General features: G+C 64.2%; 17 protein-coding genes and 1 pseudogene. 10 read left to right on the plus strand and 8 right to left on the minus strand.

Going from position 1 to position 21,530, the window contains the following annotated elements; genetic code table 11:
• Genes E1J61_RS33160 through E1J61_RS33170 form a run of 3 tightly spaced genes read left to right on the plus strand, consistent with a single transcriptional unit; the run spans nucleotide 1 to nucleotide 3,033 of the window.
• Nucleotides 1–771, plus strand: a complete 771-nt coding sequence (locus E1J61_RS33160) for an enoyl-CoA hydratase/isomerase family protein (RefSeq protein ID WP_133098066.1) — start codon at nucleotides 1–3, stop codon at nucleotides 769–771.
• Nucleotides 768–2,183, plus strand: coding sequence for an aldehyde dehydrogenase family protein (locus E1J61_RS33165; protein WP_133098067.1), 1,416 nt, complete (start codon nucleotides 768–770; stop codon nucleotides 2,181–2,183). The genes E1J61_RS33160 and E1J61_RS33165 overlap by 4 nt, the downstream gene beginning before the upstream one ends.
• Before the next feature lie 31 nt (nucleotides 2,184–2,214).
• A complete protein-coding gene (locus E1J61_RS33170; RefSeq protein ID WP_133098068.1) occupies nucleotides 2,215–3,033 on the plus strand; it encodes an enoyl-CoA hydratase in 819 nt (272 codons plus the stop codon).
• A 390-nt stretch (nucleotides 3,034–3,423) separates the two neighbouring features.
• Here E1J61_RS33170 and E1J61_RS33175 read toward each other — a convergent pair whose 3' ends face one another.
• Complete coding sequence (locus E1J61_RS33175) at nucleotides 3,424–3,873, minus strand: HU family DNA-binding protein (RefSeq protein ID WP_133098069.1); 450 nt, start codon at nucleotides 3,871–3,873, stop codon at nucleotides 3,424–3,426.
• A gap of 404 nt (nucleotides 3,874–4,277) precedes the next feature.
• Here E1J61_RS33175 and E1J61_RS38515 point away from each other — a divergent pair.
• From E1J61_RS38515 to E1J61_RS33205, 5 genes and pseudogenes are all read left to right on the plus strand, one after another.
• Nucleotides 4,278–4,394: pseudogene (locus E1J61_RS38515) on the plus strand (transcriptional regulator); the annotation flags it as partial.
• Nucleotides 4,395–4,582: 188 nt separating this feature from the next.
• The gene (locus E1J61_RS33190) at nucleotides 4,583–7,843 is read left to right on the plus strand and encodes an AAA family ATPase (RefSeq protein ID WP_133098071.1); all 3,261 of its coding nucleotides are present in this window, start codon (nucleotides 4,583–4,585) and stop codon (nucleotides 7,841–7,843) included.
• A 121-nt stretch (nucleotides 7,844–7,964) separates the two neighbouring features.
• Nucleotides 7,965–9,350, plus strand: coding sequence for an FAD-binding oxidoreductase (locus tag E1J61_RS33195; RefSeq protein WP_133098072.1), 1,386 nt, complete (start codon nucleotides 7,965–7,967; stop codon nucleotides 9,348–9,350).
• Nucleotides 9,351–9,576: 226 nt separating this feature from the next.
• Nucleotides 9,577–9,930 carry a hypothetical protein gene (locus E1J61_RS33200; protein ID WP_133098073.1) on the plus strand — a complete coding sequence of 118 codons (354 nt, stop codon included), beginning with the start codon at nucleotides 9,577–9,579 and terminating at the stop codon, nucleotides 9,928–9,930.
• 643 nt (nucleotides 9,931–10,573) lie between these two features.
• Nucleotides 10,574–11,419 carry an SDR family NAD(P)-dependent oxidoreductase gene (locus E1J61_RS33205; protein ID WP_240746064.1) on the plus strand — a complete coding sequence of 282 codons (846 nt, stop codon included), beginning with the start codon at nucleotides 10,574–10,576 and terminating at the stop codon, nucleotides 11,417–11,419.
• Between the two features lie 69 nt (nucleotides 11,420–11,488).
• Here E1J61_RS33205 and E1J61_RS33210 read toward each other — a convergent pair whose 3' ends face one another.
• Together E1J61_RS33210 and E1J61_RS33215 are read right to left on the minus strand one after the other, a co-directional pair.
• Entirely contained in the window at nucleotides 11,489–12,247 is a 759-nt protein-coding gene (locus E1J61_RS33210) for an SDR family NAD(P)-dependent oxidoreductase (protein ID WP_133098074.1), read from the minus strand.
• A 292-nt stretch (nucleotides 12,248–12,539) separates the two neighbouring features.
• A complete protein-coding gene (locus E1J61_RS33215; RefSeq protein ID WP_133098075.1) occupies nucleotides 12,540–13,556 on the minus strand; it encodes an AraC family transcriptional regulator in 1,017 nt (338 codons plus the stop codon).
• 126 nt (nucleotides 13,557–13,682) lie between these two features.
• On the opposite strand from E1J61_RS33215, the gene E1J61_RS33220 reads away from it, so the two are divergent.
• Nucleotides 13,683–14,411 (plus strand): SDR family NAD(P)-dependent oxidoreductase, encoded by a 729-nt coding sequence (locus E1J61_RS33220; RefSeq protein WP_133098076.1) that lies wholly within the window; start codon nucleotides 13,683–13,685, stop codon nucleotides 14,409–14,411.
• Between the two features lie 138 nt (nucleotides 14,412–14,549).
• Nucleotides 14,550–15,563, plus strand: a complete 1,014-nt coding sequence (locus tag E1J61_RS33225; RefSeq protein ID WP_243737078.1) for an AraC family transcriptional regulator — start codon at nucleotides 14,550–14,552, stop codon at nucleotides 15,561–15,563.
• 128 nt (nucleotides 15,564–15,691) lie between these two features.
• Here the strand turns inward: E1J61_RS33225 and E1J61_RS33230 are convergent, their stop codons facing one another.
• The 5 genes from E1J61_RS33230 to E1J61_RS33250 form a co-directional block, all read right to left on the minus strand.
• A complete protein-coding gene (locus tag E1J61_RS33230; RefSeq protein WP_133098078.1) occupies nucleotides 15,692–16,552 on the minus strand; it encodes an SDR family oxidoreductase in 861 nt (286 codons plus the stop codon).
• Nucleotides 16,553–16,587: 35 nt separating this feature from the next.
• On the minus strand, nucleotides 16,588–17,607 hold the full coding sequence (locus E1J61_RS33235; RefSeq protein WP_133098079.1) for an NADP-dependent oxidoreductase: 1,020 nt from the start codon (nucleotides 17,605–17,607) through the stop codon (nucleotides 16,588–16,590).
• A 77-nt stretch (nucleotides 17,608–17,684) separates the two neighbouring features.
• Nucleotides 17,685–18,947 carry a serine hydrolase gene (locus E1J61_RS33240; RefSeq protein WP_243737079.1) on the minus strand — a complete coding sequence of 421 codons (1,263 nt, stop codon included), beginning with the start codon at nucleotides 18,945–18,947 and terminating at the stop codon, nucleotides 17,685–17,687.
• Nucleotides 18,948–19,205: 258 nt separating this feature from the next.
• Nucleotides 19,206–20,183: a tripartite tricarboxylate transporter substrate binding protein gene (locus E1J61_RS33245; RefSeq protein WP_133098080.1), complete on the minus strand. Its 978-nt coding sequence runs from the start codon at nucleotides 20,181–20,183 to the stop codon at nucleotides 19,206–19,208.
• 258 nt (nucleotides 20,184–20,441) lie between these two features.
• A complete protein-coding gene (locus tag E1J61_RS33250) occupies nucleotides 20,442–21,452 on the minus strand; it encodes an AraC family transcriptional regulator (RefSeq protein ID WP_133098081.1) in 1,011 nt (336 codons plus the stop codon).
• Nucleotides 21,453–21,530 lie beyond the last annotated feature (78 nt).

The raw sequence follows: 21,530 nt of genomic DNA on the forward strand, positions 1-21,530 counted from the left end.
GTGGAAGCCATACGGATTGAACAGGATCGCGACATCAGCATCGTCACACTTGACCGCCCCGCGCGAATGAATGCGGTCAACGATGTCCTGCGAGGCCAGTTGATTGACGCGCTAAGCCGCCTCAATGCGGACCCCGCCGTGCGCGCCATCGTGCTGAACGGTGCCGGGGAGCGCGCATTCTGCGCCGGGCAGGATCTTGAAGAAGCGGCAGGCGTGACATGGCAGCAAATCGTGCCCTGGCTGAACCGGCAACGGGCCATGTACCAGGCCGTGCGCGACCTCGATAAGCCCTGCGTGGCCGCCGTACGCGGCGTGGCCGCGGGAGCGGGTTTTCAACTCGCCCTGTGCGCTGATTGGCGCTTGGCCACGCCGGATAGCCGCTGGGGCCAGCCTGAAGTGAAGGCAGGACTGGCAAGCATCGTCGGTTCGTACCTGATGACGCTGCACGTCGGGCACACCCACAACGTACAGATGTCGCTGTCCGGCGAATTGATCAGCGGCCAGCGAGCCTTCGATGTCGGGCTGGTGACCGGACTTAGCAGTGAATCGGACCTCATGGCGACGGCCGTTGCCCGCGCCCGGTCGCTCGGTGCATTGCCGCCGACGGCCATGCGCCTGTCCAAGCAACGTTTCCGGGCGATGACGCAACCGGGTTTTGACGAAGCTTGCATCGCCGGGATTCGGGCGCAGCTGGAGTGCTACGCCGATGGTGAGCCGCAGCGCGTGATGGCCGGATTCCTGGGCAAACGTAACTCAAGGGAATCACAGTGAAACAGTTGTCCGAACACTATATTGGCGGTGAGCGCACCCCGATCCGCAGCAACGAAACGATTCTGGTCTGCGATGCCGCGACCGAAACTCCTTTGGTCGAGGTTCGTCTTGGCGATACCGATGACGTTGCTGAGGCGGTCGCGGCGGCCAGGAGGGCACTGCCGGCTTGGCATGGCATCGGTGCAACACTGCGGGCATCGTATCTGCGAGCACTGGCCGACGTATTGGAAACGTCCGCCGCAGAGCTCGCGCACGACATCTCCCGTGAAGTCGGCATGCCGCTCAAGCTGTCTCGGCGGATCCAGGTCGACGCGCCGATCGCCGCGTGGCGCGCCACGGCGGCGCTAGCGGAGACGTTTTCGTTTGTCAGCACGGTCGGCAATTCGCGTGTCACGATGACCCCTGTCGGCGTGGTGGCGGCGATTACGCCATGGAACTACCCCCTGCACCAGATTACTGCCAAGCTGGCACCAGCATTACTGGCTGGCTGCACGGTCGTGCTCAAGCCGTCGGAGTTGGCACCATCGGTGACCGGGCGACTGATCGCCGCCTGCGAAGCGGCAAAGCTGCCCGCTGGCGTCCTCAACATTGTTTCGGGTGGTGCGGTTGCTGGTGAGGCGCTGGTGTCGCACCCCGATGTCCAGATGGTGTCGTTCACAGGCTCCACGGCGGTGGGACGCAAGGTGGCCGCGCTGGCTGCCCGTGATATGAAGCGCCTGTCGATGGAACTTGGCGGCAAGTCCGCAGCCGTGGTGCTTCCTGGCGCTGACCTGGCGAAGGCGGTCAAGGCGACTGTCAGTTCTTGCTTTCTCAACTCGGGACAGACCTGCAGTGCGACAACCCGGCTGATTGTTGCGCGTGAGGACTACGCGCTTTGCAGGCAGTTGCTTGCCGATGCGGCGGCAGCGATGCGGCTTGGTGATCCAGCCGATCCGGATACGCGCATCGGCCCCTTGTTGTCGGCGCAGCAACGTGACCGCGTGCGGGCGCATATTGCGGAGGCACAGCAAGCAGGGTTCGATCTCATCGCTGGCGGACTTGACGCACCGGTGCCGGACGCAGGCTATTTCGTTGCCCCGACAATCTTCGGCAACGTTGCTTCCGACAGCCGCCTGGCAAACGAGGAGATCTTCGGTCCGGTGCTTGCGGTATTGACCTATGAGACGGTTGACGAGGGCGTCACCTTAGCCAACGCCACACCCTATGGACTGGCGGCGGCGGTCTGGGCCGCGGACGACGCCACGGGTATGACTGTGGCCAATGACCTGCGGGCAGGGCAGGTCGACGTCAATGGCGCGCGGTTTAACCCAGCGGCGCCGTTCGGGGGCTTTGGCATGTCCGGTGTCGGGCGAGAAGGGGGCGTCTATGGGCTCGAAGAGTTCCTGGAGCCGAAATCGATTCAGCTTCCGTAATCCACAAGCAATGTATTGACAGGAACACGACATGGAAAGCCAGATTACCGTTACTCGCGCCGGCAAGAGCGAGCACATTGCCGTCGTCACGATGAACCGCCCCGACAAGCTCAACGCGCTGACCAAGGTCATGGAGGCGGAACTACGCGACACGATGGAAGCGGCTGACCGCGACGATAACGTCCGTGTGGTGGTGCTGACCGGCGCAGGGAAGGGCTTCTGCGCAGGGATGGACATCAATGAACTTGAAGTGCTCCCGCCGGGCGACATCCGCGCCGAGCAATGGATGCGGCCGTTTGACATGAACCGGCGAGCCGATTACCAGACCCGATATGGTTATTTCCCTGCGATGCGAAAGCCGGTGATTTCTGCCATTAATGGCGCAGCTGCCGGGTTGGGCCTGGTATTTGCCCTATACAGTGACATGCGCTTTGCCAGTAGCAGCGCCGCGTTCAGCACCGCTTTCTCTCGCCGGGGCCTGATTGCCGAACACGGTATCTCGTGGCTGCTGCCGCGCGTGGTGGGCCCCGGCCATGCAGCCGACCTGCTGTATTCCGCGCGCAAGGTGCTGGGGGAAGAAGCCTTGCGGATCGGGCTGGTGGACCGTGTGTTTGATCCGGATGCGCTGATGGCGCAGACGCTCCACTATGCCGACGATCTTGCCCAGAACGTCTCGCCACGTTCCATCCGGGTGATGAAGCGGCAGTTGTGGGAGCAACCCTTCCAGTCGCTGGCCGACGCCACGCGCATGGCCAACGTAGAAATGTTCGACAGCATCCAGAGCGAAGATTTCACCGAGGGCGTCGCACATTTTATTGAGCGTCGCCCAGCGAAATTCACGGGAAGGTGAACGCGATCTTTCTAACTGTGCTGTCCGCGAAGCGATCCGGCGGCTAGTCAGGTGGCCGATACCTCTCCCGCATCAGTCAAAGTAGTGTCGTCGTTGGGGCTACCGGCGTACTTCGCGTGAAGGCAGGCGAACAGACTGACGTGGTAGCCAATCGCCAAGGAATAGACGCCATGTCCGACGGACGAGCGGTGACGATTGGGCTTCCCGGCGAACTGGATTGCCGAGACTGATATCGGGGAAGGTTCGATCACTGCTTATGACATCTACAAGTGGTCGCGCGGCTTTGGGCCGTAGCTGTGGGCAGCAGTGCCCGCACTGCGGCGTTCTTACGCCATTCTCAGTAAAAAAAGCCCCGATGGGGCTTTTTTTCTGCTTGTGGAGCCGTCACGATTACGCTGCAGCGTCCTTCAGCTTTTTCATTGCGCGAACCTTCACCTTCACGCTGGCCGGCTTGGCGGCGAACCACTGCTCCTGGCCCGTGAACGGATTCTTGCCGAAGCGCTTCTTCGTGGCCGGGACCTGGATAGCCGAGACCTTGAACAGGCCGGGGAAGGTGAATTCGCCAGCGCCCTTCTTGTGGATTGCGCTCACCATGGTGTTTTCCAGGTGGGCCAGAACGGTTTGGACGGTCTTTTTGTCCAGTTCGGTCTGGGCGACCAGGTGGGCAAGGAGGCTCGACTTGTTGAAGGTGTCCTTCAGCGGCTTTGCGACCGGGGCCGCTGCAGCAGGCTTCTTGGCAGGAGCGGCCGGCTTTGCTGTCGCAGCCTTCTTAGCCGGGGCAGCTTTTTTCGCTGCGGTCTTCGTTGCAGTCTTTGCTACGGGTTTCGCTTTCGTGGCCATAGTCGTGTCTTGGTAGATTTATGCGCGCCTGACAGCAATTTTTGGATGTGGCGCACCGGCGAAGAATAGCAAAAGCGGCCGCGTATGCAAGAGGGATGACGGAAATTTGTTGAAATCGCTCGGGAACTGTGGGCGCATGTAGCCGTCCGAAGCAAGCGAAACGCCTGGCACGAGACCGGCACCACTGTCGGTGGAGCGGTGAATCGCATTGCGCTTGCCATGAGCTGCCGGCCAATACCGGTTCCGCGTAATGAATCATCTACGATGAACCAAGAAAGCTGGGCGAGACCCCATTCGCCCAAGGCTTGTTTAGGCGCTTCGTTCAGCACTACCGATCACCAGAAAATTAAGCAGTAGAAACCGGTTGCTTATGCTCCGACGACCCGGCTGAAGGCAGCATGCTCCGGCAGTGCCTGATTACTGTCCTGCCAGGTGATCGGATCCGTCTGCGCGTCATGCGCGATTTTGACTGGCTGCCTGATGGCCCCATACGCGATTTCTTCAGGGAAGAGGGGCTGAACGGCGGGGGGAGGGAGTGAACTGCTTGTCCCGCTGTTGCCCGGATGGGACGCACCAACGCGAGTATAGTCACGAATGACGCTCGCGCAGGCTGGGGGCGTTGGAGAGTTCCGCACGAGCGCTACCGCAGTGCGCACCGCAAGCCGCCTGCAGGAGTTCCCCATCGCTATGTGCCGCATTGCGCTCCAGCATGACTGCCCAGGCCCGCTTCTCCGTCCATTTGTTTGGCGAGTTCCAGCTCGACGGCGCTGACGCGCCCCGGTTTAGCGCAAACGCGCCCCGCTTGCAGTCGCTGCTCGCCTGCCTTGTCCTGCATCGTGACGCACCGCTGACGCGGCAGCAGCTCGCCTTACTGTTCTGGCCTGATTCCTCGCAGACGCAGGCGCGCAACGCCCTGCGTCAACTGCTGTTTCAGCTGCGCAAGGCCTGGCCGGAGGCTGATCAGTTTATCCATGCCGATGCGCAATCGGTGCGATGGCTGCCCGATTCGGCGCTCGACGTCGACGTGGCGCAGTTCCAGTCCGCGCTTGCGGCTGCGGCAAGGGCCTTGAGGCACGGCGACGCAGGCGCTGAAGAAGCGCTGCTGACGCATGCGGCGGATCTCTATCGCGGTGACCTGCTGGCCAACTGCTATGACGAGTGGATCCATCCCGAGCGCGAAAGGTTGCGCGAACAGTGCATCGCGGCGCTCGCGCGCCTCGGTCAACTGAGTGAGGAGCGGCGAGACTATGCCAAGGCGTTGAAGTACACACAGCAGTTGCAGCGGCTCGATCCGTGCCGGGAACCCACCTGCCTGGCGCTGATGCGCCTGCATGCGCTGAACCACGATCACGCATCGGCCATGCGCGCCTATCGTAGCTGTGTGGAGACGCTCGCTCGCGAACTGAGCGTCCTGCCGGGCGAGCCCCTGCGCGAGGCCTATGCACGGCTGGCTGCGCAGGACGCCTCAATGCAGCGCCAGCGCCCGCGGGACGCGATGCTGCCAATGATCGGCCGGCATGACGAATGGCGCCGGCTGCTTGAAGTCTGGCAGCGCACCCAGCTGGGGGACAAGCAGTTTGTCCTGATCCTCGGCGAAGCCGGCATCGGCAAATCGCGCCTGGCGGAGGAATTGCTCGTCCATCTGGCCGAGCAAGGCATCACTGTGGCGCATGCGCGCGCCTATGCGGCCGAGGGCCAGCTCGCGTTTGCGCCGGTGACCGGCTGGCTGCGCAGTCCTGGCCTGAGTGGCGCAATCGGCAAGCTCGACAGGGTGTGGCTGACCGAAGTCACGCGCCTGTTGCCCGAACTGCTCACGCAGCAATCCGGACTGTCGCCGCCGTCGCCTCTTACCGAATACTGGCAGCGCCAGCGGTTCTTCGAGGCGCTTGCACGGGCGGTGCTTGCGCCCTGCGGGCCGTTGTTGCTGCTGCTGGACGACCTGCAATGGTGCGACGGCGAGACGCTCGAATGGCTGCGCTTCCTGATGCGTTTCGACGCGGCCGCAAAGCTGATGGTGGTCGCAACGGCGCGCCCCGAGGAAATCATGCCGCGGCACGCTTCGAACCGGCTGCTGGACGCACTACGCCGCGACGATCAGCTCATCGAGATCTCATTGGCAACACTCGATGCCGCCGAAACGGCAAAGGTAGCAGCCCAGATCCTGAACCGACCACTGGCCGACGCGGAGGCAACCCGGCTGTTCAAGGAGAGCGAGGGTAACCCGCTGTTTGCGATCGAAATGATGCGGGCTCGCTCCGACTCGATGCCGGTCGGGAACGCACAGGGCGGCATGGCGTCGAAGTTGCCGCCCAAGGTTTACACCATCATCTCGAACCGGCTGGCGCAGCTTCCCCCCGGCGCTCGCGATATCGTCGGGGTTGCCGCAATCATTGGACGGGCATTCACGACCGACATCCTTGCCCAGGCCAGCGACCTCGGCGATGCTGCCCTGGCAGGGGCGCTGGACGAGCTGTGGCAGCGGCGCATCGTGCGCCAGACCGACGGTAGCGGCCTGGCTTTTGACTTCAGCCATGACAAGATCCGCGACGTGGCATACGCCGAAGTAAGCCCGCTGCAGCGCCGCCGCCTGCATTTGCGCGTGGCGCGAGCGCTCGAGCAGGCGCCGGGCGATGGGCCCGACTTGGCAAGCGCGCAGATCGCGTGGCACTATGCGCAGGCGGGCCTGCCAGCCGAGGCGGCGGCATTCTATCGGCGCGCGGCGGCCGTTGCGCAAAGTGTTTATGCCTATGACGATGCCATCGCATTGCTGATGCGCGGCCTGGTGCAAGCGGACCGGATTGCCGATCCGCAGGAGCGCGCCAGTCAGTCGCTGGCCCTGCAACTCGACCTTGCGCCACCGATTCGCATCGCCCGGGGCTGGGCCGCCCCCGAACTGGAGGCGCCGCTGCGACGCGCGGTGGAACTGAGCCGGCTGGCGGGTGACACCAGCCAGCAGGCACGCGCCCAGGTCAGTCTTTCATTTTTTCTGGCGGTGAGGGCGGAACTTGCACAGGCACGCAGCCTGAGCGAGGAACTGATTGCGAGGTTGGGGCCGCTGGGCTCCGATACTTACTCGGTGATGGCATGGACCAACGTCATGGGTAGCCTGGTCCAGCAAGGCGACTGGATGGCCGCCGAGCCCGCATATCAACGTGCGCACCGCGCTTATGACGAAACCCAGCACGCGGAGCATACGTCCCTGATGGGCGGTAACTTCGGCGTGCTGGCCGCAGCGTGGTCGGCGCACGCATTGTGGTTCGGCGGGCTTGCCGATCAGGCCCTTCAGCGTGGACACGAAGCGCTGGGGGCGGCGAACCGGGTAGCGCACCCGTTCTCCCAGGCGCTCGCGCTGTCATACCTCGCGACGCAGCATGCGCTGCGACGTGAGCACGGTCTCACGCTGCGCTATGCCCGCCAGGCGCACGAGATTGCCGACCAGTACCACGTTGGCTACTACCTCGCGTGGTCAGGCATGCTGCTCGCCTGGGCCAATGCGAAACAGTCTCCTGGCGCCGACGCGGTGGCGTCGATGCAGGCGGCGATCGAGGATTTTCACGCGACGGGTGCACGCCTGCGCCTGCCGCTCTACCTGGCCATGCTGGCTGAATGCCTGGGCGACGCAGGCGAGACCGAGGCTGCGTTGGCGGCCCTTGACCAGGCGCTCGAATGCGCCGGGCGCACGGGCGAGCACTGGATGGATGCCGAACTGCACCGTCTGCGCGGTGAATTGTTGCTGCGCAGCAGTGCCGATCTTGCCGCAGCCGAGTCTTCGCTGATGCAGGCGATCGAGATCGCCACAGCCCAACGCGCGCTGCCGCTGGAACTGCGTGCAGCCCTGTCGTGGGCAACGCTGCGAACCTCGCAGGGGCGCGTCGATCCGCATAAGGTGGTCGAGGCGCCGCTTGCGCGATGCACCGAGGGCTTCGATCAGCCCGACATCGTCAGCGCGCGGGCGTTACTCGCGCGTTAGTTCCGGCTCGGCCACCGCGCGCCGGTGGAGCGGCAGGATCCCCCATGTAACGGCTCACCTAACGCTTTCGAAACGCCCGGGTTGCTAAAACTCCTGCATACCAGCCGGACAGGAGGCAACCATGGCAGCTTCATTGAGCGAACCCGTCGCAACCGCACTCAAGGTGCATTTCCGGGGACAGCTGATTCAGCCGGGTGAGGCGGCTTACGACCAGGCGCGCGCCGTGTACAACGGCATGATCGACAAGCATCCCGCGATCATCGCGCGCTGCGTCGATGTGGCGGACGTCATCGCAGCGGTCAACGCCGCGCGCGACGGCCGGATGCTGCTGGCCGTGCGTGGCGGCGCGCACAATGGCGCCGGGCTGGGCACCTGCGATGGTGGACTGGTGATCGACCTGTCGCCAATGAAGGGCGTGCTTGTCGACGCCGCACGCAAGACGTTGCGGGTTGGCGGTGGCTGCACCTGGGGCGACGTGGATCACGCCGCCAGTGCCTATGGGCTGGCAACGCCGAGTGGTTTTATCTCGACCACCGGTGTAGGTGGACTGACGCTCGGTGGCGGCATCGGCTACCTCAGCCGCGCCTACGGCCTGACGATCGACAATCTGCTCAGCGCCGAGGTTGTGCTGGCCGACGGGCGCGTCGTCACCGCAAGCGAAGAGGAAAATGCCGACCTGTTCTGGGCGTTGCGCGGTGGCGGTGGCAACTTTGGCGCGGTGACATCGTTCGAGTTCAAGGCGCATCCCGTTGCGACGGTCTATGGCGGCCCGATGCTGTGGCCGATGGAGCAGGCACGCGAGCTGATGACATGGTGGCGCGACTTCATCCTGAGCGCGCCGCAGCACATCAACGGCTGGTTCGGTTTCGTCACCGTGCCGCCGGCGGCGCCTTTCCCGGAGGAAGTCCACCTGCAGAAGATGTGTGCCGTGGTGTGGTGCTACACCGGGCCGCTCGACCAGGCCGAAACGCATTTCCGTGCGATTCGCGAGGTCATGCCGCCAGCGGTGGACTTCGCCGGCCCAATCCCCTGGCCTGTCCTGCAGAGCCTGTTCGATGGACTGTATCCGGCTGGCTTGCAGTGGTACTGGAAAGCCGACTTCGTCAGCGACCTGAGCGACAAAGCCATCGATCTGCACATCAAGTACGCGCAGCAGTTGCCGTCGATGCACTCGACCATGCACCTGTATCCGATCAATGGTGCCGCGCATCGTGCCGGTTGCGGCGACACGGCCTTCAGCTACCGCGATGCCAACTTTGCCAGCGTGATTGTCGGCGTGGATCCCGACCCGGCCAACAACGATCGCATCGTGCAGTGGGCGAAGGACTACTGGCTGGCGCTGCATCCGTACTCTGCTGGCGGCGGCTATATCAACATGATGATGGATGAGGGCGATGACAACGTGAGGGCGTCCTATCGCGACAACTATGCGCGGCTGGCGCAGATCAAGCGCAAATACGACCCGGCCAACCTGTTCCGCGTGAACCAGAACATCAGGCCTGCCTGACACAACAAGCTAGCGCCCCGAGGAAAGGCCCGCCTTTCCCCGCGCATGCGTACTAACTGATCCATGATTCCGGCGCAACGCCGCTGCCACGAGATGGCAGCCGGCCCGCGCCAGGCAACGGCTTGCACGGCAGAGGCGATCCCGTGCGGCCCGCGACGTTCCCTGTGATCGCCTGTAGAAGAGTGCCGTCGCGGCAACGCCGCCGGCACCCCTGTTGGAGATAGCAATGCATAAGAAACTCGCCAAGACCCTGCTTGCCACTGCCGCACTTGCCGTCGGGCTCAGCCAGACCGCCCACGCCGGTTCATACGCTGATGCACTGATCGTTGCCACGCCGGAACACAGCGGCCAGCGCGACGTCTTTACCGAGGGCGCGCGCGGTCTGGCCAGCGAGGCCACCATGCTGCTCGTCGTCGCATATCAGGGCAGGTTCGTGTGCGCGGTCCGTGGCTTTGATCCGCACCGGGACGGCATGCGCAAGCCTGATCCTTACACCGATGGCGCCCGCATCAGCTCGCGCGACGGCTTCACCGACGGCGCGCGCGGCGAGGCGCGCGACAGCGGCGAGTGCCTGACCTGAGCGGTGCAAGGCAATGGAGCAACGTTCAGCCCGATGTCCGTCGGGCTTTGGCGAGGGCAATCTGCCTACCTAAGGGAGCACTTAGGGGCGGCATGCATCACTGACCAGGGCGGAAAACACCGTGCGCGTCTTGCCATTATTGACCACATAGGGATCAGGTCTTGTCGTCTGGACTTCTATCGCCGTGACAACTACCCTGCTTGGAATCGCTGGTCCGCCGTTGCGGCGACCGGCGCTTCTTTTTCCGCATATGGGGAGCAGGGGGCCGATGTCCTGGTCATGGGACACATCCCATCACTTGCCCTGCCCCAAACTGTCAATCCTGTGCCCCGGATTGTCAACTCAAGTGGTCGTCATCCCTGGATACTTGCTGGGCTTGCATGCGATGGCGCGTCTCGTTGCGCCCTCCGCCTGACTAGCCATCTTCCGGCCGGCATGGAATTTCCCATCCGAATCCGCAGAAGGAGACCCATGAGCAAGACAAGCAGCGAGCCGACGTACTTGCCAGTTTCGAACGTGTCGCTGCGCTGGCGCGGGACTGGGATCTCGCGGGCTTTCGGGACGTGATGCGGCGGCATCACGAACTGTATCCGGCCGCCACTAGCGGCGGCCCGACCCACAACACGCGCGGCACGCGCAGGGCATGGATCCGGCGCAGCTTCGCAAGGAGACGACATTGGAACTGAAGGACAAAGTAGCCATCATCACCGGGGCTGGCCAGGGTGGCGGCGAAGGCATCGCGCACGTGCTGGCGCGGGAAGGGGCCAGGATCGCCGTGGTTGACCTGAACCTTGAGGCGGCCCGGCGCGTCGCTTCCAGCCTCGATCCGGAGGGAAAGCGTGCCATTGCCATCCGCGCCGACGTCAGCAAGAAGGCCGAAGCGCAAGCCATGGCCACCCAGACCCTCGAGGCGTTCGGTGCCATCGACATCCTGGTCAACAATGCCGGCGTGGGCGGGGCCTCCGCCCTGGTCTGCGACGTGACCGAGGAGAACTGGGACCGCGTGATGGGGGTGAATGCCAAGGGCATCCTGTTCTGCTGCCAGGCGGTCATCCCGGCAATGAGGGCGCAGGGGAAGGGCAAGATCGTCAATATCGATTCGATCGCCGGCATTCGCATGGCGTACTTCAGCAGCGTCGATTACACCGCCTCCAAGCATGCGGTAACGGGACTGACCCAGCATCTTGCATGGGAGTTGGCCGACCAGCGCATCAACGTCAATGCGGTATGTCCCGGCGGCATCCGGACGCCTGCGATCGAAGCATACGCAAGCCCCGAAAAGCGCGAGGCCCTGATCCGGCGCACGGTACCGCTGGGCCGGTTCTGCGAGCCCTCGGAGATCGGTGAAGCGGTGTCCTTTCTCGCCAGCGAGCGCGCGGACATGATCACGGGCCAGATGCTGGCGGTGGACGGCGGCACCCTTACCGGCTACGGCGAGGATCTGCGTGCGGTATTGCGCCAGCGGCTCCAGGAAGGCAACAGCCACTGAGGCCGGCAGCAAGCCGCGGGCCCCGCTTCGTCCAGGGGCCCGCAGGTCAACCCGCCGATGGCGGCGAAGTCAGTAGTGGATGATGCCCGGCGTCCCGCCGCCGACTGCGATGGCCTCACCGTTGATTGCCACGCTCAATGGCGAGGCGAGGAAGGTCACCACGCAAGCGACCTCGCTGGCATCGACCATGCGGCCAAGGGAACTCCTGGTCGCCGCCCATGCCTCGGTTGCCGCGTCGGTCTTCTCGGTGCGCGTTGGCCCGGGATGGACCGCCGTGACATTGATGCCCTTCGGGCCAAGTTCGTCAGCAAGGTTCTTGGTGATGGCCGCCACGCCGACGTTGCGCAGTGTGGCGACGGGCCGGCCCGTGTGGTAAATCGCCAGGCCACCGATATTGATGATGCGGCCCCAGCCATTCGCGGCGAGATGCGGGGCCAGCGCCCGCGCGGTGCGAAGGTAGCCGATGACCTTGATGTCGATGTCTTCGAGCGCTTGCGCATCGACGATCTCGTCGAGCCGCGTGGCTGGCGAAATGCCGCCCGGCATGGCCGCAGCATTGATCAGGATATCGATGCCGCCCAGGGCTTCAATGGCCCGCGCCACCATGGCGTCGACGGAAGCCTTGTCGGCGGTGTCGACCGTGAGCGGCACAATGCGGCGGCCGGTCAGCGCCGCAAGTTCCGCGGCGGTCGCTTCCAGCGCTTCTTTCCCGCGAGCGGCGAGCACGACGTCCACCCCTTCCTGCGCGAGCTGAAGGGCAATCGTCTTGCCAATGCCGCGGCTGCCGCCGGTCACGATTGCACGCTTGCCTTCTAACTTCAGGTCCATGATCTCTCCGATTTCCTGCAATGGCTTTGGGGCGATCGTGCCATGAACACGTCGCCCCCTGGTCGCTTTGCGTCAACGCGTACACGGCCATCCGTTTCGTCGAGCGGGACCAGCAGGTGGCGGCACGTGACGACGTCGGCATCGGGACAAAGGTGGCTCATGTCGGCACCCCGACCAGTACACGCCCTTGCTCCAGCGCGCACGCGTCCATGATTTGCATCGAATACACCTCGTGTTCCGTTTCGACCCGGACGCATGCCAGCCGCGGCGCACCTGATGCCACTGCGCAGCACTAGCGCGTATTTTCCGGTGCCGGTGGTTGACGGCGCCACGCCGACACGCTGCAGCCGAAGCGCATGGAGAACCACCGGGAGAAGGCACTGAGCGAGGAAAAGCCCATCAGGATCGCAACCTCCGACAGCGGTCGTTCGCTGTTCTTCACGTACCTCGTGACGAGATCGACCCTGACTGCATCGACGACGGCCAGGTAGTTCTGTCCATAGGCAGCCAGATGGCGATGCATCGTCTTGCGGTCGATGCCAAGCTGCCGGGCCACCTGTTCGGCCCCGCACTCGCCGGCTGGCAACAGCGCGAATACCAGCTTCCGTACCTTGTCGGGCATGGTGGAGCCGGATTGCGCCAGCTTGATATCCAGGAATTCGCGCGCATGCCGGCCCAGCGCCGGATCCGAGGCTGCGCCAGCCACGTCGAGATCGGAGGCAGCCAGCACGATGCCATCGAAATCCTGGCGGAATCGCACCGGTACACCGAACACGCGCCGATGCGTGGCAAGGCTGGCTGGCGCGGCGTGGCTGAAGCAGACGCTGCGTGGCTTCCATGCCGACCCGGCAAGCAGCTTGAACAACCGGAACCAGAGGCAAATGACGAATTCCGTCGATTGCCGCATAGAACCTTCCACGGACACGAGGAGTTCAAGCCTGACAAGCGCGGCGTCCCCGACCGTCTCGATGCGCAAATCGATACCTTCGTTGAGCAAATGCAGATAGCGCGCCATCGCATCCAGCGCATTGCGCAGCGTGGCGCCCTCGCGCATCACCGTCCACAGGGGGCCCTGTGTTGTCAGTTGACGGGCTTCCGCCACGCGTAGCCCAAGATCTTCCAGGCCGGCAAGCTGCGCCGAATCTTCCAGCAACTGCGTGACCGACTTCGCCGGCACCCGCATTTCCGGGTCCACCAGGGCCGTCGGGCTGATACCCGCCTGCCGGAGTTGGCGGTAGGGATCCAGGCCGAGTTGGCGGGCCACGTCGACAAACTCCGTCAGGTTCACGTGTTGCAGCAGCGTCGACATAGGAGTTCCCCCAAGGTGCCCCAAAATGTAAAGTCGCTGCCCCGGAATGTCAATGCATCGCGCGGCGGTTCTTCGATACTTGCATCGACCCTTCTGCTTCCGCAAAGCGAGACTGAGAGACTGACAATGAGCCAGATCGACCCCAACCTGCTCAAGGACAAAGTTGCCGTGATCACCGGCGCGGGCCGCGGCATCGGACGCACCATTGCACTGGCCTATGCCAGCGCCGGTGCTGCGGTGGTATGCAGCGCCCGCAGCGAGGCCGACATCGGGCAGACAGCCGCGCTGATCCGCGAAGCGGGTGGCCGGGCCATTGCCCAGACCGTAGACGTGGCGGACTACGAGACCGTCGCGAGCCTGTTCCGGCGCGCCAGCGATACCTTTGGCGGTGTCGATATCGTCGTGGCCAATGCCGGTGTCGCGCTCGAGCAGCGCAGGATCGCTGACGGCGATCCCGCGCTCTGGCGCAAGACCATCGATATCAACCTGACCGGTGCCTACCACACTGCCCATGCCGCCATTCCCCACCTGCGGCGCCGCGGCACCGGCAAGATCATCATGATCGGTTCCGGCCAGCGCAAGCGGCCCAACGCGGGCTTTTCGGCCTACTCGTGCTCCAAGAGCGGCCTGTGGATGCTTACCCAGTCGCTGGCGTTGGAGCTCCAGGAGGACAACATCAGCGTCAATGAGCTGATACCGGGGCCGGTCAGGACCGACATGACGCGCGACGTTGCCGTGCCGCCCGGCGAATGGTTCAAGGATCCCGCGGACGTCGTCCCGCTTGCCCTGTTCCTGGCCGGCATGCCCGATTTCGGCCCCAGCGCGCAGAGCTACAGCCTGATGCGCCGCGCCTGACGCCAAGGTGGGCGACAGACCCGGCGCAGACACAGTTCCCGCGACAACCGCCGCTGCAATGGCCTTGCAGCCGCTGCCCGTGCAAGGAGGCCCATGAGCCGTTTGGTCCGCAGTGCCACGCTGACGCGCTATACCGAGGTGGCCCGCTCGGTTGGGGTGGATCCACTGCAAATCCTGGCAAAAGTGGGGCTGCCGCCAAGCTGCCTGGACGCCGGCGACAACCTGGTCTGCGCCAGCGCAGTCTGCCGGCTTCTCGAAATGACCGCCGCAGCCTCCGATGCCGAAGACTTCGGCCTGCGCATGGGGGAGGGCCGTCAACTATCGGTTCTCGGGCCCCTCGGCATGGCCGTGCGTGATTCGCGGACGCTGCGCGATGCGCTTGGTGCGATGGTGCGCTACATCACGCTGCACAGCGAGGCTCTGTTCCTCGGCGTGGAGGAACGGGAGGGCGCCCTTGTCATCCGCGTGTCGCTGATGGTCGAGCATTCCGGGCCGACACGCCAGGCCGACGAAATGGTAGTGCTTTCGCTTCACCGGATGCTCCAGGAACTGATCGGTCCACGGTGGCGCGCGCGCCGTATCTGCCTTTCGCATGGCGCCCCAAGCAATCCGGCATCGCACGCGCGCGTGTTCGGCCGGCCGGTGGATTTCGGTTGCGACTTTACCGGCATTGTCTGCGATCTGAAGGACATGGAGGCAGTGCCGTGCTCCGCGCGCCCGGAGCTGGCGCAGTACGCGCATGCCTATCTGGACTCGCTGACTGCGCGTGCGGCCCTGTCCATGACCGAAAAAGTCCGGCGCATGGTGCTGTCCTTGCTCCCTTCGGGAAACTGCAGTGTGGAGCGCGTCGCCAGCCAGCTTGGCGTCGACCGGCGCACGGTCCACCGCAAGCTGCTGCAGGAAGGCTCGACCTTCAGCAGCATTCTCGATGAGGTCCGGGCCTCGCTGGCGGTGCAGTATCTCCGGCATGCGGAACGCCCGGTCAGCTACGTGGCCGTGTTGCTCGGGTTTTCGATGCAGAGCGCGTTCTCGCGCTGGTTCCGCGATCATTTTGGCTGCAGCCCCAGTGCATGGCGCAGCGATGGCGCGCAGTCGGCCGGGCCCGTTGCACGGCAAGTGCTGGTGGCGGCAAGCACGGAGCAGCGCGTCTAGAACCGAATTGCCCAGGCCACCCGTGCCTTGACTGATTCGCGCAAGAGCGGCGAGCACGCCGCTGCCTGCAGCGCCGCATCTTCCGCGGACCAGACCTGCGCCTCACCGTCGAAGCGCGGCTGGATGGATCATGCCGGGGGCGCTCCGGTGGCGATGGCAGGTGCGCGCTCCAGTGCGCCGAGAATCCGCGCGAATCGCGCTTCCAGCCGCGGCCGCATGCGTGTCGGCGTGAAGATATAGAACTCGCCCGCGCGAATGGCCTCCAGTGCCTGGCTGGCCACCAGTTCCGGCGCCGTGCCAGCGGCAATACTGGCCTTGAACGATTCGCTGGCATGGCTTGAGCGTGCGGCGATGAGGGTCTTCACCGGACCCGGACAAAGCACCGAGACGCCAATGCCGGTGCCGTCGAGCTCCTGCTCTAGTGCCTCGCAGAGGGCCACGACGCTGTATTTGGTGGCTGCGTACGCTCCCATCGGAAAGTTGCCGTTCACCCAGAAGCCAGCGCCTGACGCCGTTGCGACGAAATGGGCTGGCTCGCCGTGCCGCCGCAGCAGCGGCAGGAAGTGACGGATGCCGTGAATCACGCCAAACACGTTGATGCCGAACGCGCGTGTCCAGTCCTGCTCGGACAGCGATGCCAGTTCGCCGCTCATATCGATGCCGGCATTGTTGAAGACCAGGTGGATGCGCCCCAGTTTTGCCGCGAACTCCGCCGCCGCATCGCGCACGTCCGCGTCGGAGGAAACATCCAGTACGCGCGTGCAGATGCGCCTGCCGGTCGATGCGAGCCGCTCGCGTGCAGCGTCAAGTCCGTGCGCGTCGATGTCGGCCAGCGCAAGGTCGGCACCGCGCGCCGCCAGTGTATCGGCCAGTGCGAGGCCGATGCCGGACGCGGCGCCCGTGATGATTGCCGTCTTGCCCTGAAAGTCCTGAAGGCGGGGTCGCGCGTCCGGCAGGGATTCGTAGCTGTCGATGTCAGGATGAATCATGGATGTCGCAAGTAAGGACTGAGGGGCCGCGGCATTCAGCCGATGACGGATTCGGGGGCAAGGCGGACAAGCTGCTTGCCGATGTTCTTGCCGGTAAACAGGCGGTTCAGGGCGGCGGGCGCCTGCTCGATGCCCTCAATGACGTCGACCCGGTACTTGAGCTGGCCGTCCCTGACCCATTTCGCCATGGCTTCCACGGCTTCGTGGAACCTCGGCCGGTAGTCCGAAATGAGGAACCCTTCGATGCGGGCGCGTTTCATGATGACGTTGCGGAACATCTTCGGGCTCCACCAGTCACCGTTCGCGTTGTAAGTCGAGATCATTCCGCATAGCGCGATACGGGCACCCGGGTTGATCAGTGCCAGCACGGCGTCCATGGTGTCCCCGCCCACGTTCTCGAAATCGATGTCGATGCCGTCCGGGCAGGCGGCGCGAAGGTCGGCAAGCACGTTGCCCGCCTTGTAGTCGATACAGGCATCCAGGCCAAACTCATCCATGACGAACCGGCATTTGCCCTGGCCGCCCGCAACGCCCACCACCCGGCAGCCGAGTATCTTGCCGATCTGGCCGGCGATCGAGCCGACGCCGCCTGCGGCGGCCGACACCACAATGGTTTCGCCAGCCTTGGGCCTGGCAATGTCGAGCATGCCGAAATAGGCCGTCATGCCGGAGCTGCCCAGCACGCTCGCATAGGCATGCAGGGGCAGGCCGTACTCCACCGGGACGCGCCGGGCAGTTCTTGTTACCGAATACTCTTCCCACGCCATGCCGCCTTCGACAATGTCGCCAGGCTTGAAGTCCGGGTGATGGGACTCCACGACCACGCCCATGGTGACGCCGCGCATCACCTCGCCAAGCGCCACCGGGGCCATGTACTGGTCGATATCGCTCATCCAGACGCGGTTGGTCGGCGCCACCATGAGATAGATGTTGCGCACCAGGATCTCGCCGTCCCGCGGTTGTGGCAGCGGCGCTTCCACGAGCTGCAGATCGTTGTCGCCGATATCGCCGACGGGGCGCTGCCTGAGGATCCAGCGCCGGTTCATTGTCTTCATGCTTGCTCCTCCGTAATTCGTGCCTGGCGCCGTGTGTGCGCGGGCCGCACTGCCGGTCGCCGCAATGCGCTCGCTGCTCAGTCTTCCAGCGCGCCGTATACGATGTTGCGTAACAGGGACCGGTATCCGACGCGCGTCGCCAGGTCGTTTTCCTGAAGCATCAGGATGGCGAGCAGCTGCTCTTGCGGATCCGCCCAGAAATAGGTCCCGAGCGCGCCGCCCCAGTAGAAATCGCCGACCGAACCCGGCACCGGGCTCAACCCCCGCGCGGTGCGCACACCCACTGTCAGGCCATGGCCCTGGCCGAGTTCGGGCAATGGTGCGTTGATGCCGAGCCCTGTTGTCGAATTGCCAAAGCGCGTGGACCAGGGCAGGTGGTTGCCAAGCATCAATTCGACGGTCTTCCTGGAGAGCAGGCGCACGTCATCGAGTACACCGCCGTTGAGCAGCATCTGGCAGAACCGCGCGTAGTCGCCGGCCGTGGACAGCAGGCCGGCGCCCCCGGAATGCCAGCGAGGCGGGTCCTGCTCGTCGTAGTCGAACAGGGCGGTGGATTTCCCGGATGCGCCGGAGGGCAGCGCCAGGCCCGCGCCGTCCTGCCTGATCAACCGGAAGCCTGTTGCATGCATGCGCAGTGGCCGCGCCACGCGCTCCGCGACGAAGCGAGCGAGGTCCATGCCCGAGACGATCTCGACAATGCGGCCAAGCACGTCGGTGGACATGCCATATTCGAACACCTCGCCCGGCTGGCATTGCAGCGGGATGGCCGCCAGCTTCGCGACCATCTCGGCATTGGTCTGTCCGGGATCCATCAGGCCGCTATCGCGATACTGGCGCTGCACCAGCGAATCGCCGAATTGCCCGTATGTCAGACCGGAGGTGTGCCGGAACAGGTCGTGAACGTTCATGGCGCGGCGCATGGGTTCGAGCGCAAGGCGGCGCTCCCCGGTGTTCGCATCGGCCGACTCGACGCCGACCTGTAGGCGGGCGAACTCGGGGATGTAGCGTTCGACCGGGTCGTTCAGGGCCAGCCGGCCCTCTTCCATCAATATCAGCGCCGCCACGCCGACGACGGGCCGCGTCATCGCTGCAATGCGGAAGACCGAATTGCGCTGCATCGGACGCGACGGGGTATCCGCATGCTCGAAGCCAAACGCATCGAACCAGGCGATGCGGCCTTTGCGCGCAACAAGCACGACAGCGCCCGGGATCTTGCGCCGGTCGACATCCGCATTGATCACCAACGAGATCGACTGCAGCCGCCGCGCGGACAGCCCCACCTCTTCGGGGGTGTCGGCATAGTCCAGGGCATGGGTGAGAGGCAAAGCAAGCTCCTGCAAGGTTCGGCGGAGTGAGGGGCGGCGGTGCGCGGTGCGCTGTGCCGTGAGGTATGTGTGCCGATTCTAGGCAGACGGTCGGCCTGGCGATTGATGATAGGGGTCTTTGCCGTGACCGCCGGGGACATTGCGCAAGCGGGTGTCGATGGAGATCGGGGAGGAGGGAGCGATCGGCGAAGGTTGAAGAATCGCGCCGATCGTCGCGATGGCCTAAAGCTCCGGCAGGAAGGAAACAGCCAACGCCGCCGGAGCCGCTGACAGTCAGGGCTGGATGTTATTGGCCTTCACGATGGCGGCATTGCGATCGTATTCGGCGCGCAAGGCCTGACCAAGCTGAGCCAGGGTTTGCGCTGGCACGGTCTCGAAGCCGAGCCCGAGAATCCGGTCCTGCACCTTGGACGTCGAGGCTGCCTTGTAGACGGCAGCCTGGATCTTCTGGACCACGTCTGACGGCACCCTGGACGATACGAACACGCCCGCCCAGTTGTTGAAGTCAATGTCCGGATAGCCCAGCTCGGCAAAGGTCGGGACCTGTGGCAGCAGCGGCGAACGCTGTTTCGCGGCCAGGGCATAGGCCTGCAGCTTGCCGGCCTTGATCATCGGCAGCGAGGTCACCATCCCGTCGTACATCACGGCGATCTGTCCGCCCATGACCTGTGTCAGCGCCGGCGGAGAGCCGGCAAAAGGCACGTGCTGCAGATCCATGCCAGCTTTCTGGTTCATGATCAGACCGGCATAGTGGGCGACCGTGCCTGCGCTGTAGGAAGCAAAACTGAGCTGGCCCGAATGGGCCTTCGCATAGCTGACCAGGCCTGGCAGGTCCTTGGGCGGCAGGCTCGTCGACCCGACCAGAACGAGGGTCGACCTGGCCACCGCAGCCACGGGCTTCACGTCCTTTATTGGATCGAAGGACGTCTTCATCACATGCGGGATTTCCGTGAGCACGTTGGTGGTCGACACCAGGATGGTCTGCCCGTCAGCCGGCGCCGCCAGCATGGTGTTGATCGCAATGCTGCCGCCGGCGCCCGGCTTGTTATCGACCACCACGGGCTGGCCCAGTTCCGCCGTGAGCGCTTCGGACAGCACGCGTGCCAGCACATCCATGGTGCCGCCGGCAGGCGCAGGGATCAGTACCCGGACCGGCTTGTTGGTCCATGCCATGGCGACGGGCATGGACAGGGCCAGGACAGCGCAAACGGCGGCGCGGCGCACGCAGTTCAGGGCAGGGCGGATTTGCATAGATGTCTCCCCGTTATGGGTGTGGGCTCGAAATGGGTGCCATTGACGACGGAAGTCGTGCGAGAAGTATGAGCGGTCGATGCAAAGCCTCTTAACATTCGGGGGCAAATACTTGACATTTCGGGACAGTTAGGGAAAGCCCAATGGGGGCCTTCGGGCCGCGTGCAGGAACACGAGAAGATGCCGGCGAACATGATCGCCACCGTTAGTTGAGAGACCGGCGTCGGAGTGGCGAATAAAGCCGCATAGGCACGCGGCTCATCTCAAGCTTCGCAGCTTCGTGCTGCGCCACTGCGTCGGCGTCATGCCGAACTGCGCCGTGAACCAGCGGACGAACGAGCCATAAGCAGAGTAGCCAAGCGATTCGGCAATGCGTCCAAGCGAGTAAGTTCTGTTGTCCATATAGTGGGTAACGAGATCGCGCCTTACGCCATTGACCATGTCTGAGAAGACCTTTCCAGCGCCTTCGAGTTGGCGCTGCAGTGTACGCACGTTCATCCCCAGGCCCTGAGCAACCTGCTCGATCGTCGCGCGTCCGGCCGGAAGCATCAGATAGATGGCCTTGCGCACCTCGAGCACAATCGACGGCTCGTTGGCGCCCGGCAGGCCTGCAAGCAGGCGTTGCGCATGGCGTGCCATGACCGGGTCGGCAATCGGGTTGGGCAAGTCCAGGTCGGCAGCGCGGCAGATCAAGCCATTGAAAGCGCTTGCAAACTCCAGCTTCCCCCCGAAGATGCGGCGGTGCAGCCGCAGATCATCGGGAGCGTCATGAGTGAAATGGACGCTGAGGGGATGCCAGGACGTGCCGATCAGTGTGCTGCACATGCGTGACAGTGTGCCCAGTGCCAGCTCGACGGACTGCATGGTCGGCCCGGCCTCATCCGCGACGACGTCCTCACGCACGATGACCTTCCTGCCGGTCTCCTCAATACGGATGACCAGGAATTCATTCATCAGGTGGCGATACTGAACCATGGTTCCAAGCGCGTCGCGCAGCGTTCTTTGATGCGTGAGCAATACGCTGACGACGCCGAGGTCGGACAGCTGCCACAGGTCGGCCATACGCAGCCCGAACGTCGGGCATTGCGTGAGTCGCGCTGACTCTTCCAGCAAGGTTACGGCGGCACTCCCGGAAATCCAGTGTTCCGGGTCTGCAAGCATCTCGCTGCTCAACCCCAGCTTGCGCAGCAACGGCCGCGGTTCAAGGTCCAGTTGCTTCGCAACCTTGAAATAGTGGGTCAGCACGCCAGTGCGAATCAATGTGCTCATTGCCTCTCCTTCACCCGGTGTAGCCCGGATCCATTCGTTCCGGGGAAACCCGAATGCCTCGGCATTCTGTCACGAAAT

Source organism: Cupriavidus sp. L7L (assembly GCF_004353535.1).
Classification (GTDB): Bacteria; Pseudomonadota; Gammaproteobacteria; order Burkholderiales; family Burkholderiaceae; genus Cupriavidus; species Cupriavidus oxalaticus_A.

Coding starts and splice junctions, on each gene's coding strand:
- E1J61_RS33170 (WP_133098068.1), top strand. CDS start 2,215: ATGGAAAGCCAGATTACCGTTACTCGCGCCGGCAAGAGCGAGCACATT.
- E1J61_RS33175 (WP_133098069.1), bottom strand. CDS start 3,873: ATGGCCACGAAAGCGAAACCCGTAGCAAAGACTGCAACGAAGACCGCA.
- E1J61_RS33190 (WP_133098071.1), top strand. CDS start 4,583: ATGACTGCCCAGGCCCGCTTCTCCGTCCATTTGTTTGGCGAGTTCCAG.
- E1J61_RS33195 (WP_133098072.1), top strand. CDS start 7,965: ATGGCAGCTTCATTGAGCGAACCCGTCGCAACCGCACTCAAGGTGCAT.
- E1J61_RS33200 (WP_133098073.1), top strand. CDS start 9,577: ATGCATAAGAAACTCGCCAAGACCCTGCTTGCCACTGCCGCACTTGCC.
- E1J61_RS33205 (WP_240746064.1), top strand. CDS start 10,574: ATGGATCCGGCGCAGCTTCGCAAGGAGACGACATTGGAACTGAAGGAC.
- E1J61_RS33210 (WP_133098074.1), bottom strand. CDS start 12,247: ATGGACCTGAAGTTAGAAGGCAAGCGTGCAATCGTGACCGGCGGCAGC.
- E1J61_RS33215 (WP_133098075.1), bottom strand. CDS start 13,556: ATGTCGACGCTGCTGCAACACGTGAACCTGACGGAGTTTGTCGACGTG.
- E1J61_RS33220 (WP_133098076.1), top strand. CDS start 13,683: ATGAGCCAGATCGACCCCAACCTGCTCAAGGACAAAGTTGCCGTGATC.
- E1J61_RS33230 (WP_133098078.1), bottom strand. CDS start 16,552: ATGATTCATCCTGACATCGACAGCTACGAATCCCTGCCGGACGCGCGA.
- E1J61_RS33235 (WP_133098079.1), bottom strand. CDS start 17,607: ATGAAGACAATGAACCGGCGCTGGATCCTCAGGCAGCGCCCCGTCGGC.
- E1J61_RS33245 (WP_133098080.1), bottom strand. CDS start 20,183: ATGCAAATCCGCCCTGCCCTGAACTGCGTGCGCCGCGCCGCCGTTTGC.
- E1J61_RS33250 (WP_133098081.1), bottom strand. CDS start 21,452: ATGAGCACATTGATTCGCACTGGCGTGCTGACCCACTATTTCAAGGTT.